This is a genomic window from Bradyrhizobium sp. HKCCYLRH1034 (assembly GCF_051168375.1).
Taxonomy (GTDB): Bacteria; Pseudomonadota; Alphaproteobacteria; order Rhizobiales; family Xanthobacteraceae; genus Bradyrhizobium.
In genome coordinates this window covers 576,736-593,629 of sequence record NZ_JBNPUW010000001.1, presented here as the reverse complement: position 1 = coordinate 593,629, position 16,894 = coordinate 576,736, and the positions used below count along the sequence as shown (strand labels likewise).

Below are 16,894 nucleotides of genomic sequence, written 5' to 3'. Positions count from 1 at the left end.
CATCGTCGGAGGGCAGGTTGCGCCGCGAAGGCGCACGGAACCCGAGAAACCGTTCGTCGTTCATCTGGCCGCATCAGGTGTCGCCACGACCTCGCTCATCAACGGGAAGACCATGGATCAGCTTTCTGGCTACGCGCACCGACCCTTTCCCTTCGTGATGCGCTATCTGCGCAAGCGCCCCACCGCCCACCTCGTGATTCTGATGGCCGTCATCGGTGCGGTTGCCTGTTCGGTAGGCACGCAATATGGCGTGAAATCGCTCGTCGACAGCCTCTCGGCAGGGCCTGCGGGCGGCGGCAACGTCTGGGCCGCGTTCGTGCTGCTGATGGCGCTGATCGCGACCGACAACATTCTTTGGCGTGTCGCCAGCTGGATCGCGAGCTTCACCTTCGTCCGTGTCACCGGAGATCTCCGGCGCGACATCTTCCGTCATCTCACCGGGCATTCGCCGAGCTATTTCGGCGACCGTCTGCCCGGCATGCTGTCGAGCCGCATCACGGCGACGTCGAACGCCGTGTTCACCGTGGAGAACATGTTCGTCTGGAACGTCTTGCCGCCATGCCTCGCCACGGTCGCGGCGATCTGCCTGATCGGAACCGTGAGCGGCCCGATGGCCATCGGCCTGCTGCTGATCGCGGCGATGATGGTGGCGGCGATGTTCCGTCTGGCGGCCGCCGGCAAGCCGCTGCATGACGATTTCGCCGACAAGGCGGCCATGGTCGACGGCGAGATGGTCGACGTGATCTCGAACATGCCGCTGGTGCGCGCGTTCTGCGGCCTGCGCCACGAGCACGACCGGTTCGACGCGACGGTCGACAGGGAGTTGGAGGCACGCGGGCGCAGTCTCCGCTACCTCGAGAAGCTGCGCATTCTGCACGCGACGGTGACGATCGTGCTGACGATCGCGCTCATGGCGTGGGCGATCTCGCTGTGGCAGCGGGGCGGGGCGACGACCGGCGACGTCGTGCTGGTCTGCACGCTCGGCCTCTGCATTCTCAACGCGACGCGGGATCTGGCGGTGGCGCTGGTCGATGTCACCCAGCACGTGGCGCGCATGAGCGAGGCGATCGCGACCCTGCTGCAGCCGCACGAGCTGCGCGATGACCCGCAGGCCGAGCCGCTGGTCAAGAGCGGTGCGGCCATCGCCTTCGACAACATCACCTTCCACTATCCTGGCGGTCACAAGCTGTTCGAGAATTTCACGCTGCGCCTGCAGCCGGGCCAGCGCGTGGGCCTGGTTGGACAGTCCGGCGGCGGCAAGTCGAGCCTGTTCACGCTGCTGCAACGGTTCTATGATCCGCAAGCCGGGCACATCAGGATCGACGGCCAGGACATCGCCAAGGTCACCCAGCAGAGCCTGCGCGAGGCGATCTCGGTGGTTCCGCAGGACATCTCGCTGTTTCATCGCTCCATTCTGGAGAACATTCGCTACGGACGTCCGAGTGCGACCGACGACGAGGTGTTGCGGGCGGCGATCGCGGCGCGCTGCGACTTCGTCGAGACGCTGCCGGAGGGATTGCAGACAATGGTCGGAGATCGCGGCGTCAAGCTGTCGGGCGGGCAGCGCCAGCGCATCGCGATCGCGCGCGCCTTCCTCAAGGATGCGCCGATCCTTCTGCTCGACGAGGCCACCGCCGCGCTCGACAGCGAGTCCGAGGAGGCCATACGTGAGGCGTTGAGTCGTCTGATGCGCGGCCGCACCGTCATTGCGATCGCGCATCGCCTTGCGACCTTGCGGAATTTTGACCGCGTGGTGGTGCTGAAATCGGGCAGGATCATCGAGGACGGCGCGCCTGACCGGCTGATGCAGGACGAGGGCCCGTATCGTGAGCTCGTCACCCAGGAGATGAACCGGCTCGCCAAGTTCGCCGCCTGATCGTAGCGTCGGGTCGCGTCGAGAACGTGCACTCTCGGTTGTCTGGGCACTTCAACATCGCATGAGGCCAACATGTCCGCCGAAGTCGCAAGCACACTGTCGTTGATCACCCAGACGGACGAGCCTGTCGAGCAGCCGTTCTATATTCCCATGACGGGGCCGGCGTCCCGGCCGCGGCGCTCGCTCAAGCACGACGATACGTTCATCGTCCTCGACGGCCATGGCGACATCGGCGCCTCGGCCGGCGGACCGGACGGTCTCTTCAACGCCGATACGCGCTATCTCGCGCGGCTCGAATTGACGCTGGACGACGTTCAGCCCCTGCTGCTCGGCTCGAGCCTGCGCGACGACAACTCCGCGCTGACCGTCGATCTCACCAATCCCGACATCTACAGCCAGGGCCGCCTGGTGCTGCCGAAGGATATGCTGCACATCGTGCGCACGATCTTTCTCTGGCATGGCACGGCCTATCAGCGCATCGGGCTGCAGAACCATGGCGATCGCCATGCCAGCTTCGATCTCAAGCTGACATTCGACAATGATTTTGCCGACCTTTTCGAGGTGCGAGGCACCGTGCGGCCGCGGCGCGGCATCGGCTCGAGCCGGCTGGTGGACCCGTCCGAGGTGGTCCTGCACTATCGCGGCCTGGACAATGTCCTGCGCACCACCGACGTGAGCTTCGATCCGCGTCCGACGCATCTCACCGTCAATGTCGCAACCTATCATTTCGACCTTGCCCCGCAGGAATCGGCCTCGCTGTTCGTGGCCGTGATGTGCAACGCCAAGGCCGGCGAGCGGCCCCGGCCCTTTTTCCGCAGCCTGCTCGCCCATCGCCGAGAGATGCGCCGATGCACCGTTGGCGCCGCCAGCATCGAGACCTCCAACGACATCCTCAACGAGGTGCTGTGCCAGGCAGCGGCCGATCTGAACATCCTGATGACGGATACGCCGGAGGGGCGTTATCCCTATGCCGGCATTCCCTGGTATTCGACCACATTCGGTCGCGACGGGCTGATCACCGCGATGCAGATGCTGTGGGTCGATCCGCGCATTGCCCGCGGCGTCCTGCGCCGGCTCGCCGTGCATCAGGCGCGCACGACCGATCCGCTGTCCGATGCCGAGCCCGGCAAGATCCTGCACGAGATGCGCGGCGGCGAGATGGCGGCGCTGCGTGAGGTGCCGTTCGGCTGCTATTATGGCAGCGTCGATTCCACGCCGCTGTTCGTGCTGCTCGCCGGGCTTTATATCGAGCGCACCGGCGACATCGACACCCTGAGGGAGTTATGGCCGGCGATCGAGCTGGCGTTGCGCTGGATCGACGGCCCCGGCGATCCCGATCGCGATGGCTTCGTGGAATATCAGCGCGCCTCCGAGCAGGGTCTCGCCAACCAGGGCTGGAAGGACTCCTACGACGCGGTGTTCCATGCCGATGGACGTCTCGCGGAAGGTTTCATCGCGCTTGCGGAGGTGCAGGGCTATGTGTTTGCCGGCAAGCAGCTGGCGGCGCGTTGCGCCCGTCGGCTCGGAAAGGCCGAGATGGCGGACCGGCTCCAGGCCGAGGCCGCTGATCTCGCGGAACGGTTCGAGGACGCCTTCTGGTGCGAGGATCTGAACACCTATGCGCTCGCGCTCGACGGCCACAAGCAGCCCTGCCGCGTCCGGACGTCCAACGCCGGGCAGCTGCTGTTCAGCGGCATGGTGCGCGAGGATCGCGCCCGCAAGCTTGCCGCCGAACTGCTGCGGCCGCATTTCTTCTCGGGCTGGGGCATCCGCACCGTCGCCTGCGGCGAAGCGCGCTACAATCCGATGTCCTATCACGACGGATCGATCTGGCCGCACGACAATGCGCTGATTGCGCTCGGCCTGTCGCGCTATGGCCTCAAGCATGCGGTCGAGCAGGTGTTCGGCGGCCTGTTCGAAGCGGCGTCCTACATGGATCTGCGCCGGCTGCCGGAGCTGTTCTGCGGCTTCCGGCGCGAGAAGCATCGCGGCCCGACGCTCTATCCGGTGGCCTGCGCGCCGCAGGCCTGGGCCAGCGCGACGCCGTTCACCTTGCTCGAGGCGGCGCTCGGGCTCGAGTTCGACGCCGCGCGCGGCGAGATCCGTCTGCGCAATCCGCGGCTGCCCGCGTTCCTGGACTGGGTGGTGCTGCGTGATCTCAGGCTCGGCAGCTCCACGATCGACCTGCGCATTCGCCGCCATGGCGAAGACATCTCCATGGAGGTGCTGCGGCGGCGCGGTCAGATCCAGGTCTCGCTGGTGCTGGCGCAATGATGGCGTTGAAACCCGCTCTCCACCGAGCTGCTTGCGGCTGTCTCGTCACGCTGCCGTTGCTCATCGGTCCGTATGTCGGCGACGGGCATGCGCAGCAGCCGTCGCCGGCACCGCCTGCCAAGGATGCCGCGGCGCCCGCGAAGGAGCCGGCACCGCCGCCCTCGGTCACCATCCTCGGCGCGCGCGATGCGCATGGCGTGCTCGGTCGCGACGTGCGCAGCTCGACCGGCGAGGACATGGGCCACATCGTCGACGTCATCGTCGATTCCACCGGCACGGTGCGAGCCGCGGTGATCGATTTCGGCGGCTTTCTCGGCGTCGGCAGCCGCAAGATCGTGGTCGACTGGACCGCGCTCGATTTCAAGCACATCGCCGAGAAGAGCGACCAGGTCACGCTCGACCTCACCAAGGAGCAGGTGAAGGCCGCGCCCGAATACAAGGAGGACAAGCCCGTCGTCGTGCTCGGCGCGTCCGGCAAGCTGTCTCCCTGGGATTTCGATCATTGAGTTGATGCGTGAGATTGCCGGTCCGGCCTGCGCGTGCAGCGGAACATGGTGGGGATGTTCTGTCCCGTCAGCCTCATGAGTTGAGATGAGTTGAGATGTGAGAGCCATGCCGATTGCACGGCCGTCGAGATCGCCTGACCGGGAGCCCGAGCCTGACGGCGCGGCAGAGGCGGGCGCGCGTCCGGATGCCGGGGAGGATCATGGCCAGACTTCAAGACCGGCGCCGTCGCGGCAGAGCCTGCGCGGGCTGGATTGGTTCATCTTCTTCCTGGCCGACGTGCAGACCGGCTTCGGTCCCTTCATCGCGGTCTATCTGACGACGCAGAAATGGACGCAGGCGCAGATCGGCCTGGTGCTGTCGATCGGCGGCGTCGTCGGGCTGATCGGGCAGATGCCGGGCGGCGCGATCATCGATGCGGCCAGATCCGAGCGCCGCGTCGCCGGCCTTGCCATCGCGGCCATCGGCGGCTGCGCGCTGGCCTATGCGGCTTGGCCGATCTTTCCCGTGGTCGCGGCTGCCGCGACGTTGCATGCGGCGGCGAGCTGCGTGTTGGGACCTGCGATCGCGGCGATCAGCCTCGGCCTGGTCGGGCCGCGCGGCATGGCGGAGCGGCTCGGCCGCAATGCGCGGTTCGCGTCGCTCGGCAATGGTGTGGCCGCGGCCGTGATGGGCACCTGCGGCTATCTGCTGTCCAGCCGCGCCGTGTTCCTGGTCACCTTCATTCTCGCCTTTCCGACGCTGATCGCGTTGTCGCGAATCCGCGAGCGCGAGATCGACGTCGCGCGGGCGCACGGCCGGGCCGATCACGAGGACAAGGAGGTCGCGCGGCTGTCGAATCTGCTCGGCCTGCTGCGCCAGCGCGCGCTGCTCGTGTTCGCGCTCGGCGTGTTCCTGCTGCAACTCGCCAATGCGGCGATGCTGCCGCTGATGGCCGGCGTGGTGACGACGAAATCGAGCGAATGGGCGCCGATGCTGATCGCGTTCTGCATCGTGGTGCCGCAGGCGATCGTGGCGCTGACCTCGCCCTCGGTCGGCGCGGTCGCGCAGCAATGGGGCCGCAGGCCGCTGCTGATGCTCGGGTTTGCCGCGCTCGCGATGCGCGGCGCGCTGTTCGCGGTCGTGCACGATCCCTACGTGCTGGTGGCGGTGCAGATCTTCGACGGCGTCACGGCGGCCGTGTTCGCCGTCATGATTCCGCTGACGGTGGCCGACGTCGCCTTCGGCAGCGGGCATTTCAATCTGGCGCAGGGAATCGTCGGGACGGCGTCCGGAATCGGCGGATCGCTGTCCACCGTCGTCGCCGGCTTCGCCAGCGACCGCTACGGCAGCGCCACCGCCTTCATCGGTCTGTCGGGCGTGGCGCTGACAGGTCTTCTTCTGATCGCGCTGCTGATGCCCGAGACCGGGCACCGCCGGCGCAGGGCGTGAACGGGCAGGGCGCCTCAGGCGTCCATGCTGCGCAGACGCTGGCGGTTGCGCAGCACGATCTGGCGGGCACCGGAGAAGCCGAGAACGCCCTGGCTGTGCAACTGCGACAGCGCGCGCGACACGGTCTCCAGGGTCAGGCCGAGATAGTCGCCGATATCGCGGCGGCACATCGGCAGCGCCATCATGCCGGCGACGGCGAGGCGGCGGTCCATCTCGAGCAGGAAGGTCGCGACGCGCTCCATCGCGGTCTTGCGGCCCAGCAGCAGCATGTGGTCCTCGGCATGGCGGAGATCGCCGGCCGTCATGGTCCAGAGCTTGCGGGCGACCGCGACGTCGACGCCTGCGGCCTGTTCGAGGCTGCGGCGTTTCACCAGGCGCACGGTGGTATCGATGATGGCCTCGGCGGCGAGGCGATGCATGGAGCCGAATTCGAGGCCGAAAACGTCACCGGGAAGATGGAAGGCGCCGATCTGGCGGCGGCCGTCGGAGAGCAGCTTGTAGCTGCGAACCGCGCCGGAGATCACCTGGTAGACGTACTCGGCCGGCTCGTCCTCGCCATAGATCTCCTCGTCCTTCTTGTAGGAGAACTCGCTGGCGATGAGCCCGGCATGGCCGGTGATCTCGGCAAAGGGATTGGCGGCAGGAGAGACGACAGCAGAGGGGACGGCGTGGGGGGCGTTGGTGCTGACGACCGAATTGGTAATCGACTGATTGAGCATGACCATCTCCTTGCGGCGGATGGCGATGTGGTACACGGCGGCTCCCGTTAAGGACATTTCGGCCGTTATCTTAAGGGGGGTTCCTTACGTAGATATACGTAGCCGGCCCGCTCAGGAGACGCGCTGGGCGGTACCCGAATGGTCGTTGGCGATCGCCTTGCGGATCCGCTTCACCAGATTGTCGTCGAGCAGCGGCTTGAGCAGGAAATCCTGGATCCCGACGGCCGCCGCGCGCGCCGCAAGCCGGTCATCGTAGTGCCCCGTGATCAGCACCACCGGCGCGGTCGCCCCCTGCTTGCGCAACCGTTCGGCGAGCTCGACGCCGTTGATCTCCGGCATCTTGTAGTCGACCACGAAGCAGTCGACGGGCGCGTGGTCCGAGGCCTTGAGCAGCGCGGTGCCGCTGCGAAACGTGCGCACGTCGAAGCCATCGGCCTCCAGCAGGAAGCGCAGCGAGCCGAGGACGTCAGCATCGTCGTCGGCTACGTAGACCGTAGGTTTTGTGTGAGCCGACATCGCACGTGCCGCGAGAATGTGATGTTGAACCGAGGCGCAAGATAACACTCGATTCTGTCAAGGTAGCTTGATCTAGCTCAATCCTTCAGCGCGCCTGCGCGCATCGCCAGACGCACCAGCTCGGAGAGGCTGTTCGCTCCCATCTTGGTCATCACGTTGGCCCTGTAGACCTCGATGGTGCGCGGACTGATGTCGTATTCGCGCGCGATCAGCTTGTTGGAGAGACCGGCCATCAGTCCATCCATCACCTGGCGCTCACGGGGGCTCAGGCTGGCGACGCGCGCCAGGATGTCCTGCGTGACCGATTCGTTCTTCGCGGCCGGCTCGGCCTGCTGGATGGCCGTTTCGATCATGGCGACCAGTCGCTCGTCCTCGAACGGCTTCTCCAGAAAATCGACCGCGCCGAGCTTCATCGCCTCGACCGCGAGCGGCACGTCGCCATGGCCGGTCATCACCAGGATCGGAAAGCTGCTGCCGGCGGCCTTCATGCGCTTGAGCAGCTCGATGCCGTCGATGCCGGGCATCCGCACGTCCGAGACGACGCAGCCGAAAGGGAGCATCGGCAGTCGGCCGAGAAAGACCTCCGCGTTCTCGAACAGCGTGACGTCAAAGCCTGATGAATCGAGCAGGAAGTTGAGCGAATCCCGCATCGCCTCGTCGTCGTCGATCACATAGACCTTGGCCCGTTCAGCCATCGTGCTCAACCTTGGTGGAGGCCGCGGGCAGGGTGAAGCGGAACGTCGCGCCTCCCGCTTCGTTGTTCTCGGCCCACATGCGCCCGCCATGGGCCTCGATGATGGACCGGCTGATCGAGAGGCCGACTCCCATTCCGGTGTCCTTGGTGGTGAAGAAGGTCTTGAAGAGATTGGGCATGACGTCGTCGTGGAATCCCGTTCCGGTGTCGGATACCGAGACCTCGATCAAGTCGTCGCTGAGTCTGCAATTTGTCGCACTGAGCTCGCGGCGTTCGGAATGAGACATCGCCTCGAGTCCATTGCGGAACAGATTGACCAGGACCTGCTGGATCTGGACCCGGTCGGCGAGCACGAGATCGGCCTCCGGATTGAGTTGGAAGCGCAACTGGACGTTCTGCTCGCGGGCGCCGGAAAGGCCGAGGGCGCCGGCTTCCTCGATCAGCTTCGACAGGCTCTCGACCCGCTTCTCCGATTCGCCGCGCGAGACGAAATCGCGCAGACGGCGGATGATCTGGCCGGCGCGAATCGCCTGCTCGGCGGCGCGGTCCATCGCGCTCTCGATCTTGGGCGTGTTCGGATCACTGCTGCCGGCCAGCAGCCGGCGCGAGCCTTTCATGTAATTGCTGATCGCGGCGAGCGGCTGGTTGAGCTCATGCGCCAGCGCCGAGGCCATCTCGCCCATGGCGCTGAGGCGCGACACGTGGACCAGTTCCGACTGCAGTTCCCGCAGCCGTGCCTGGGTCTGCTGGTGCTCGGTGAGATCATGGGCGAAGCCGGTGAAATAGGGCTTGCCGCCGGACTGCATCTCGCCGATCGACAGATGCATCGGGAATGTCGTGCCGTCGCGGCGGCGGCCGGTCACGATGCGGCCGATGCCGATGATGCGGCGCTCGCGGCTGGCATGGTAGCGGGTGAGGTAGCCGGCATGGCGCGAGCGGTCCGGCTCGGGCATCAATTCGCTGACGTCAAGGCCGACCGCTTCTGCCTCGGTGAGGCCGAACATCCGCTCCGCCGCGGAGCTGAAGAACTGGATGGTTCCGCTGCCGTCGATCACGATCATCGCGTCCGGCACGGTGTCCAGGATCGAGCGGAAATGCTGCTCGCGCAGCCGCAGCGTCTCCTCCAGCCGCTTCTCCTGGTCGATGTCGAGGGCGATGCCGCGCAGATGGTGCGGCGCGCCGGCCTCGTCGGGGACCACGCCGGCAAGCACGCGAATCCAGTGGCCGCCGCCGGACACCCTGAACGACATGTCGAACCCGGTGCTCCGATGGCGCGAATCCTCGATCGCCGCCTCGACCGGCGCGCGATCCTCGGGCGCGAGCAGCGCCAGGAAGGACCCGTAGGTCACCGGCTGATCGGCCGCCACGCCGAACAGCTTCCGCGTCGTCACCGACCAGTAGAACTCGCCCGAGGCCAGATCGAGATCCCACGCGCCGAAGCCCAGCCTCCGAGCGTCCTCGGGAGCGTCGTCGAGCCTGGCGGATGCATCCGGGAAGGGGTGGGTGAAGTCGCGCAATTCGAGGCCTTTGATCGATTCGCCGTTGTCCGATTCGCCGTTGCCGCCGCGGCCGGGAGGCCGACCACCGCGGTATCCTATACCAGATTGCGCCCCTGCAACCCGGCCCGACTTAAACTTTGGTTCGACAATTCAAGGCCTTCTCCGATCCTGGGCCGGGTTCCAACGGTGTCCTGCCGCCCGTGCTTCACCGCCGCACCTTGATCTATCTCATCACGGCAGGTGATTTCACCTCTAAGAGCTGCATGGAAGCAATGTTTGGAGAGGCGGGATGACGTTCGCGACTGTCATGGTGAGCCTTGCGCTCAGTCAGCCGAATGAGGCCCGCCTTCAGGTCGCGGCCGACTTGGCGGCGCGCTTTGACGCAGGTGTCATCGGCGTGGCGGCCGCGGAATTCGCGCCGCCGCTGTATTTCACGACCGGCGAGCAGGCGCAGGATCTGATCGAGCAGGGTGAGGCCGCGCTGCGGAATCGACTGGCCGAGCTCGAGCAGCAGTTCCGCACCGCAGTGGGTGACCGGGCTGCGTCGTTGAGCTGGCGCAGCGCCGTGGATTTCCCCGCGCGCTACGTGCTGGCGCAGGCCCGTGCCGCCGACATTCTCGTCACCGGCGGCGTGCCGCCCGGGGTGTCCGATGCGTTCGCGGTCGCCAATCCCAAGGATCTCGTCATGCAGGCCGGGCGCCCGCTGCTCGTGGTGCCGGACAACGCCAGTTCGCTCGATCTCGGGACCGTGCTGGTGGCCTGGAAGGAGACACCAGAGGCGCGCCGCGCTTTGACCGATGCCCTGCCGCTGCTCGCCAAGGCGAGCGGCGTCGTGGTCGCCGAGATCCCGGAGACCGCCTCGGAATATGACGCCTGCGCGGCGCGTCTTGCGGACGTCGTCGCATGGCTCGGCCGTCACAAGATCGTCGCATCGGCGCGCGTCGCGGAACCGGGGCAGGGGCGCAACGTTGCGGCTACGCTCGACGCCGTCGCCGCCGATGTTTCGGCCGGTCTCGTCGTGGCGGGCGCCTATGGCCATTCCCGATTCCGCGAGCTCGTGCTCGGCGGGGTCACCGAGCATCTGATGACGCGCAGCGAGCGTTGCGTTCTGCTGTCGCACTGAAATTCGACCCGCTCCATTCGAGAACAGGATTGCCGCCTTGTACAGATTTCTCGAGGAAACCGCCGGCAACTACATGACGCGGAACGTCACGACCGTGACCCGGGAGACGACGATCCGCGAGCTCGGCGAGATGTTCGACCGCGACGATTTCAACACCTACCCCGTCGTCGAGAACGACGAGGTGATCGGCATCGTCACCAAGTTCGACGTGCTGAAATGCTTTGCCTTCACGCCGAATCAGATGCTGCCGCGCTACAGCGACCTGATGAACCGGACGGTCGCCGACGTGATGACGTCCGAGTTCATCTACGTCAGGCCGGATACGAAGCTGACGCGCGTGCTGCAGCTGATGGTCGAGCATCGCATCCGCAGCCTTCCCGTGACCGATGCCGACAACCGCGTGGTCGGGATCGTCGCCCGCGAGGACATCGTGCGAGCGCTGGCGGCTGCCGCCAAGGATTGAGCGCGGCGCGCTGAGTCCGAAGCCTGCTACGAACGTCTAATGACGGCCGGCATGCATCGCTGCATGCCGGCCGTCGCCGTGTCTGCGAGCGAAGCCGCGTCGGGCCGCGTCGTCGTGCAACACTCCGCCTGTTTACCGGCGAACTGGTCGCAAAGTTGATTTCGATCAATTCCACGTGTGAACGATTGTGGTTGCTGGGCTCGTGTTCTTTCAGCGAGATTCCGCATGAGCGCGTCCTCATCCACAAAATCCATGACCATCGGCGAAAGTGGCTTGTCGCTCACTTTTGCCGTCACCGCCTTCCTGTGCGTCTTCGCTGCGGCGAAGGCACTGGATACGGCCTTCGCGTTCCACGCCTCGCTCGCGGCTGCCGCCAGCGCGGCGTCCGTCTTCTTCATCCTCAACCGCTACTTCGAGCGCCGCGAGCTGCCGCCGCAGGAGATCAATGGTCGGCCGAACTACAATCTCGGTCCGATCAAGTTCGCCTCGTTCATGTCGATGTTCTGGGGCATCGCCGGCTTCACGGTCGGCCTCATCATCGCCTCGCAACTGGCCTGGCCCGCGCTGAACTTCGACCTGCCATGGACCAGCTTCGGCCGCCTGCGGCCGCTGCATACCTCGGCGGTGATCTTCGCCTTCGGCGGCAACGTGCTGCTGGCGACGTCGTTCTACGTCGTGCAGCGGACCTGCCGCGTGCGTCTCGCCGGTGATCTCGCGCCCTGGTTCGTGGTGATCGGCTACAACTTCTTCATCCTGATCGCGGGCACGGGCTATCTGCTCGGTGTCACCGAGGGCAAGGAGTACGCCGAGCCCGAATGGTACTCGGATCTTTGGCTGACGATCGTCTGGGTGGTCTACCTGCTGGTCTTCCTGACGACGATCATCAAGCGCAAGGAGCCGCACATCTTCGTGGCGAACTGGTTCTATCTTGCCTTCATCGTCACGATCGCGGTTCTGCACCTCGGCAACAATCCGGCGCTTCCGGTGTCGCTGTTCGGCTCCAAGTCCTACATCGCCTGGGGTGGCGTGCAGGATGCGATGTTCCAGTGGTGGTACGGCCACAACGCGGTCGGCTTCTTCCTGACCGCCGGCTTCCTGGCCATCATGTACTACTTCATCCCGAAGCGGGCTGAGCGTCCGATCTACTCGTATCGGCTGTCGATCATCCACTTCTGGGCGCTGATCTTCCTCTACATCTGGGCCGGCCCGCACCATCTGCACTATACGGCGCTGCCGGACTGGACGCAGACCCTGGGCATGACCTTCTCGATCATGCTGTGGATGCCCTCCTGGGGCGGCATGATCAACGGCCTGATGACCCTGTCGGGAGCGTGGGACAAGCTGCGGACGGACCCCGTGCTGCGCATGCTGGTCGTCTCGGTCGCCTTCTACGGCATGTCGACCTTCGAAGGTCCGATGATGTCGATCAAGGTGGTCAACTCGCTCAGCCACTACACCGACTGGACCATCGGTCACGTGCACTCCGGTGCGCTCGGCTGGGTCGGCTTCGTCTCCTTCGGCGCGCTGTACTGCCTAGTGCCGTGGATCTGGAACCGCAAGGGTCTCTATAGCCTCAAGCTCGTGAACTGGCACTTCTGGACGGCCACGCTGGGCATCGTGCTCTACATCTCCGCGATGTGGGTCTCGGGCATCCTGCAGGGTCTGATGTGGCGGTCCTACACGGCGCTCGGCTTCCTCGAATACTCGTTCATCGAGACCGTCGAGGCGATGCACCCCTTCTACATCATCCGTGCCGCCGGTGGCGCGCTGTTCCTGATCGGCTCACTCATCATGGCCTACAATCTCTGGATGACGGTCCGTGTCGGTGAGGAAGAAGTTCAGTCGCCCGTCGCCCTTCAGCCGGCGGAGTGAGGTATCAACCATGTCTTTCTGGCAACGACACCAAGTCTTCGAGAAGAACTCGATCATCCTGGTCATCGGCATCCTGCTGGTGATCGCGATCGGCGGCCTCGTCGAGATCACTCCGCTCTTCTACCTGAAGAGCACGATCGAGGCGGTCGACGGCGTGCGTCCCTATACGCCGCTCGAGCTGGCCGGCCGCAACATCTACGTCCGCGAGGGCTGCTATCTCTGCCATTCGCAGATGGTTCGTCCGCTGCGCGACGAAGTGGAACGCTACGGCCACTTCTCGCTCGCCGCGGAGAGCATGTACGACCATCCGTTCCAGTGGGGCTCCAAGCGTACGGGTCCTGACCTCGCCCGCGTCGGCAACAAGTACTCCGACGACTGGCATGTCACCCACCTGACCAACCCGCGCGCCATCGTCCCGCAATCGATCATGCCCGGCTATCCCTTCCTGAAGGAGGCCGAGCTGAACGCCGACAACGTCGCCGATCACCTGAAGACGCTGCGGGCGGTGGGTGTGCCCTACACCGACGACCAGATCGCCAACGCCGCCGCCGACCTCAAGGCGCAGGTCGATCCGGATGGTGCCGGTGCCGAGGCGCTCACCAAACGCTATCCGAAGGCGGTGGTGCGCAACTTCGACGGCAAGGCGGGTGCGCCGACCGAGATGGATGCGCTGGTAGCGTACCTGCAAATGCTCGGCACCTTGGTCGACTTCAAGATCTACAACGAAAAAGCCAATCTGCGCTGAGATCAGAGGCGAACATCATGAAGCCCATCATTGCAGTCGAAAACATCGCGTCGTCACTCGTGACGACGCTGTGGACCCCGATCTTCGTCGCGATCTTCATCGCGATCGTGACCTATGCCCTCTGGCCTCGCAACAAGGCCGCTTTCGACGAGGCGGCGAGCATGCCGTTGCGGGAGGATTAATTCATCATGGCTGACCATACCGAAGTCGACAGTGTCTCCGGCACCCCCACCACCGGCCACGCCTGGGACGGCATCAAGGAGCTCAACACCCCGCTGCCGCGGTGGTGGGTGATCACCTTCTACATCACCATCGTCTGGGCGATCGGCTACTGGATCGTGTATCCGGCCTGGCCGACCATCTCCAGCAACACTCAGGGCCTGTTCGGCTACTCGTCCCGTGCGGACGTGGGGGTCGAGCTTGCCAATCTCGAGAAGATCCGCGGCGCCAAGATGGCCGCGCTCGCGACCGCCTCGCTCGCCGACATCGAGAAGGATCCGGCGATGCTGGCCCTGGCGCGTGCCAAGGGCAAGACCGTGTTCGGCGACAACTGCGCCGCCTGCCACGGGACCGGCGCGGCCGGCGCCAAGGGCTTCCCGAACCTGAACGACGACGACTGGCTGTGGGGCGGCTCGCTGGAGCAGATCCAGCAGACCCTGCTGTACGGCGTGCGCTCGGGTCACCCGAAGACGCGTGAGGGCCAGATGCTCGCCTTCGGCAAGGACGGTGTCCTGAAGCCGGCGGAAATCATCACGGTCGCCAACTACGTTCGGGAGCTGGCGGGCCTGCCGACCCGGCCGGGTTATGACGCCAAGGCCGGCGCCAAGGTCTTCGCCGAGAACTGCGTGGCCTGCCATGGCGACAACGCCAAGGGCAATCCGGAGCTCGGCGCGCCGAACCTCACGGACAAGATCTGGCTGTACGGCTCCGACGAGGCGACCTTGATCGAGACCATCACCAATGGTCGCGCCGGTGTCATGCCGGCCTGGGAGGGCCGTCTCGACCCGACCACGATCAAGGCGATGGCGGTCTATGTCCACTCGCTCGGTGGCGGAAAGTAGCGGAAATCCAACGGAACTTTCCCTTCGATTGAGCTGGATCAACTGAGCGGCCGGAGGTGGACATACCTTCGGCCGCAACTGCGAGAAGACCCCCAGCCATGATCCGCCAGCCATGAACCAGACGGTAAGACCGGACGACCTGAAGCCTCAGGACCTGCAGCCCGTGGACGATTACGGTCCGCTCTATGCTGCGCACAAGAAGGTCTATCCGCAAAGCGTCTCGGGCACTTTCCGCCGGATCAAATGGGGCCTGATGGGCTTCTGCCTCGGCGTCTATTATTTCCTGCCGTTCGTGCGCTGGAATCGCGGCCTCGGCGCGCCCGACCAGGCGGTGCTGATCGACTTCTCGAACCACCGCTTCTATTTCTTCTTCATCGAGCTGTGGCCGCAGGAGGTGTACTACTTCACCGGCCTCCTGATCATCGCCGCCATCGGCCTGTTCCTGATGAACGCGATCGGCGGCCGTATCTGGTGCGGCTATCTGTGCCCTCAGACGGTGTGGACCGACCTGTTCTATGCCGTCGAGCGCCTGATCGAGGGTGACCGGCGGGAGCGCATGAAGAAGGATGCCTCCGGCGACCCGATGAAGCTGGAGCGGATTTCGGAGCTCGTGCTCAAGCATTCGATCTGGCTGATGATCGCGTGGTGGACCGGCGGCGCCTGGGTGCTGTATTTCAGCGATGCGCCGACGCTCGTGAAGGATCTCATCACCTTCCAGGGGCCGATGCTCGCCTATGTCTGGATCGCGATCCTGACCGCGACGACCTACACGCTCGCCGGCTTCATGCGCGAGCAGGTCTGCGTTTATATGTGCCCGTGGCCGCGCATCCAGGCGGCGCTGACCGACGAATGGGCGCTCAACGTCACCTACCGCTATGACCGCGGCGAGAGCCGCATGTCGGTCAAGAAGGCCGCCGAATTGCGCGCGCTCGGCCAACCGGCCGGCGACTGCATCGATTGCAAGCAATGCGTGGCGGTGTGCCCGACCGGCATCGACATCCGCGACGGCGCCCAGATGGATTGCATCCAGTGCGGCCTCTGCATCGACGCCTGCGATACCGTCATGACCAAGATCGGCCGCCCGACGCGGCTGATCGGCTATGACAACGACATCAACATCCATCGTCGACAGGAAGGCAAGCCGCCGATCTACAAGCTCGTGCGCCCGCGGACCATCGTCTATGCCGCGATCATCGCCGTGGTCGGCGGCGCCATGGTCTACAAGCTCGCGACCCGGTCGCTGCTCGAGGTTAACGTGCTGCACGATCGCAATCCGATCGCGATCAAGCTGTCCGACGGCTCGATCCGCAATGCCTATACGGTGCGCGTCCTCAACAAGCACGGCTTCGATCGCGTCATCGCCATCGACATCGAGGGGCCTGCCAATTCGACCGTCCACGTCGTCGGTGCGGATTCGGTGACGCCGGACCGGCCGATGATCGTGATCGGGCGCGACCAGACCGAGGAGCTGCGCCTCCTGGTGACTGCTCCCGAGGAGAACAATCCCGCGAAGTCCATCCCAGTGAAGTTCCATGTGACGGATATCGGTCTCGGCGTCGTCGCCTCCGCCACCGACAATTTCGTCAGCCCGTAGAGCTAAGGAGCCTGTCAATGGCCAGCCGTTCCAATCCTTCTTTCCAGCTGACCGGAGGCATGGTGCTCGCGATGCTCCTCGCCTTCTTCGGGACCGTGATCGGCGTCAACGTCTACATGATGAAGATGGCGATCTCGACCCTGCCGGGCACCGAGGTCGACAGCGCCTACAGCGCCAGCCTCGGCTACGAGAAGGAGATCGCGGCGGCGCGCGCCCAGGAGGCGCGGCGCTGGCAGGTCGAGGCGCATATCGAGCGTGGCGCCGGCGGCGCCGCCATCCTGCAGGTCAACGCGCGCGACGCGAGCGGCAATCCCGTCTCGGGCCTGACCTTCCAGGGCCGGCTCGAGCGTCCCGCCGACAAGCGCGCCGATCAGGACGTCGCCCTCGCCGAGGTCGGCATCGGCATCTATCGCGGCACGGCGGAGGCGATCGCGCCGGGCCAGTGGGACCTCGTGCTCGAAGGTGATTCCAGCGGCCGCCGCCTGTTCATGTCGAAGAACCGCGTGCTGCTGAACTGAAGGGA

At 65.3% G+C, this 16,894-nt stretch carries 16 protein-coding genes; 12 read left to right on the top strand and 4 right to left on the bottom strand.

Annotation, left to right across the window (positions count from 1 at the left end):
- Positions 1 to 112: 112 nt before the first annotated feature.
- From ACQR0W_RS02645 to ACQR0W_RS02630, 4 genes are all read left to right on the top strand, one after another.
- Positions 113 to 1,876 carry an ABC transporter ATP-binding protein gene (locus ACQR0W_RS02645; RefSeq protein ID WP_316170624.1) on the top strand — a complete coding sequence of 588 codons (1,764 nt, stop codon included), beginning with the start codon at positions 113 to 115 and terminating at the stop codon, positions 1,874 to 1,876.
- A 72-nt stretch (positions 1,877 to 1,948) separates the two neighbouring features.
- On the top strand, positions 1,949 to 4,150 hold the full coding sequence (locus ACQR0W_RS02640; RefSeq protein WP_316170623.1) for an amylo-alpha-1,6-glucosidase: 2,202 nt from the start codon (positions 1,949 to 1,951) through the stop codon (positions 4,148 to 4,150).
- Entirely contained in the window at positions 4,147 to 4,656 is a 510-nt protein-coding gene (locus tag ACQR0W_RS02635) for a PRC-barrel domain-containing protein (protein ID WP_315754201.1), read from the top strand. The genes ACQR0W_RS02640 and ACQR0W_RS02635 overlap by 4 nt, the downstream gene beginning before the upstream one ends.
- A 106-nt stretch (positions 4,657 to 4,762) precedes the next feature.
- Positions 4,763 to 6,085, top strand: coding sequence for an MFS transporter (locus ACQR0W_RS02630; RefSeq protein WP_315754199.1), 1,323 nt, complete (start codon positions 4,763 to 4,765; stop codon positions 6,083 to 6,085).
- A gap of 14 nt (positions 6,086 to 6,099) precedes the next feature.
- Here ACQR0W_RS02630 and ACQR0W_RS02625 read toward each other — a convergent pair whose 3' ends face one another.
- From ACQR0W_RS02625 to fixL, 4 genes are all read right to left on the bottom strand, one after another.
- Positions 6,100 to 6,804: a helix-turn-helix domain-containing protein gene (locus ACQR0W_RS02625; protein ID WP_315754250.1), complete on the bottom strand. Its 705-nt coding sequence runs from the start codon at positions 6,802 to 6,804 to the stop codon at positions 6,100 to 6,102.
- 111 nt (positions 6,805 to 6,915) lie between these two features.
- Entirely contained in the window at positions 6,916 to 7,320 is a 405-nt protein-coding gene (locus ACQR0W_RS02620; protein WP_315715697.1) for a response regulator, read from the bottom strand.
- A gap of 77 nt (positions 7,321 to 7,397) precedes the next feature.
- Entirely contained in the window at positions 7,398 to 8,015 is a 618-nt protein-coding gene (gene fixJ, locus ACQR0W_RS02615) for a response regulator FixJ (RefSeq protein WP_315715698.1), read from the bottom strand.
- Entirely contained in the window at positions 8,008 to 9,531 is a 1,524-nt protein-coding gene (fixL, locus tag ACQR0W_RS02610; RefSeq protein ID WP_410052266.1) for a sensor protein FixL, read from the bottom strand. Before fixL ends, fixJ begins: the two co-directional genes overlap by 8 nt.
- 271 nt (positions 9,532 to 9,802) lie before the next feature.
- Between fixL and ACQR0W_RS02605 the strand changes: the two genes are divergently transcribed.
- From ACQR0W_RS02605 to ACQR0W_RS02570, 8 genes are all read left to right on the top strand, one after another.
- The gene (locus ACQR0W_RS02605) at positions 9,803 to 10,636 is read left to right on the top strand and encodes a universal stress protein (RefSeq protein WP_316170622.1); all 834 of its coding nucleotides are present in this window, start codon (positions 9,803 to 9,805) and stop codon (positions 10,634 to 10,636) included.
- Between the two features lie 37 nt (positions 10,637 to 10,673).
- A complete protein-coding gene (locus ACQR0W_RS02600) occupies positions 10,674 to 11,099 on the top strand; it encodes a CBS domain-containing protein (protein WP_315715700.1) in 426 nt (141 codons plus the stop codon).
- 225 nt (positions 11,100 to 11,324) lie between these two features.
- The gene (gene ccoN / locus ACQR0W_RS02595; RefSeq protein ID WP_315715701.1) at positions 11,325 to 12,971 is read left to right on the top strand and encodes a cytochrome-c oxidase, cbb3-type subunit I; all 1,647 of its coding nucleotides are present in this window, start codon (positions 11,325 to 11,327) and stop codon (positions 12,969 to 12,971) included.
- 10 nt (positions 12,972 to 12,981) lie between these two features.
- Positions 12,982 to 13,716, top strand: coding sequence for a cytochrome-c oxidase, cbb3-type subunit II (gene ccoO, locus ACQR0W_RS02590; protein WP_316170621.1), 735 nt, complete (start codon positions 12,982 to 12,984; stop codon positions 13,714 to 13,716).
- A gap of 17 nt (positions 13,717 to 13,733) precedes the next feature.
- Positions 13,734 to 13,898: a cbb3-type cytochrome oxidase subunit 3 gene (locus tag ACQR0W_RS02585; RefSeq protein ID WP_315715702.1), complete on the top strand. Its 165-nt coding sequence runs from the start codon at positions 13,734 to 13,736 to the stop codon at positions 13,896 to 13,898.
- A 6-nt stretch (positions 13,899 to 13,904) separates the two neighbouring features.
- Entirely contained in the window at positions 13,905 to 14,777 is an 873-nt protein-coding gene (gene ccoP, locus ACQR0W_RS02580; RefSeq protein ID WP_316170620.1) for a cytochrome-c oxidase, cbb3-type subunit III, read from the top strand.
- Positions 14,778 to 14,889: 112 nt separating this feature from the next.
- Complete coding sequence (gene ccoG / locus ACQR0W_RS02575; RefSeq protein ID WP_316164331.1) at positions 14,890 to 16,371, top strand: cytochrome c oxidase accessory protein CcoG; 1,482 nt, start codon at positions 14,890 to 14,892, stop codon at positions 16,369 to 16,371.
- A gap of 17 nt (positions 16,372 to 16,388) precedes the next feature.
- Positions 16,389 to 16,889 (top strand): FixH family protein, encoded by a 501-nt coding sequence (locus ACQR0W_RS02570; protein ID WP_315826421.1) that lies wholly within the window; start codon positions 16,389 to 16,391, stop codon positions 16,887 to 16,889.
- Positions 16,890 to 16,894: the final 5 nt, after the last annotated feature.

Bases quoted from the DNA above. Each gene is read 5' to 3' on its own strand.
- ACQR0W_RS02570 (WP_315826421.1), top strand. From the start codon at position 16,389: ATGGCCAGCCGTTCCAATCCTTCTTTCCAGCTGACCGGAGGCATGGTG.
- fixJ (WP_315715698.1), bottom strand. From the start codon at position 8,015: ATGGCTGAACGGGCCAAGGTCTATGTGATCGACGACGACGAGGCGATG.
- ccoG (WP_316164331.1), top strand. From the start codon at position 14,890: ATGAACCAGACGGTAAGACCGGACGACCTGAAGCCTCAGGACCTGCAG.
- ccoP (WP_316170620.1), top strand. From the start codon at position 13,905: ATGGCTGACCATACCGAAGTCGACAGTGTCTCCGGCACCCCCACCACC.
- ACQR0W_RS02605 (WP_316170622.1), top strand. From the start codon at position 9,803: ATGACGTTCGCGACTGTCATGGTGAGCCTTGCGCTCAGTCAGCCGAAT.
- ccoO (WP_316170621.1), top strand. From the start codon at position 12,982: ATGTCTTTCTGGCAACGACACCAAGTCTTCGAGAAGAACTCGATCATC.
- ACQR0W_RS02645 (WP_316170624.1), top strand. From the start codon at position 113: ATGGATCAGCTTTCTGGCTACGCGCACCGACCCTTTCCCTTCGTGATG.
- ACQR0W_RS02625 (WP_315754250.1), bottom strand. From the start codon at position 6,804: ATGCTCAATCAGTCGATTACCAATTCGGTCGTCAGCACCAACGCCCCC.
- ccoN (WP_315715701.1), top strand. From the start codon at position 11,325: ATGAGCGCGTCCTCATCCACAAAATCCATGACCATCGGCGAAAGTGGC.
- ACQR0W_RS02640 (WP_316170623.1), top strand. From the start codon at position 1,949: ATGTCCGCCGAAGTCGCAAGCACACTGTCGTTGATCACCCAGACGGAC.
- ACQR0W_RS02630 (WP_315754199.1), top strand. From the start codon at position 4,763: ATGCCGATTGCACGGCCGTCGAGATCGCCTGACCGGGAGCCCGAGCCT.
- ACQR0W_RS02620 (WP_315715697.1), bottom strand. From the start codon at position 7,320: ATGTCGGCTCACACAAAACCTACGGTCTACGTAGCCGACGACGATGCT.
- ACQR0W_RS02585 (WP_315715702.1), top strand. From the start codon at position 13,734: ATGAAGCCCATCATTGCAGTCGAAAACATCGCGTCGTCACTCGTGACG.
- ACQR0W_RS02635 (WP_315754201.1), top strand. From the start codon at position 4,147: ATGATGGCGTTGAAACCCGCTCTCCACCGAGCTGCTTGCGGCTGTCTC.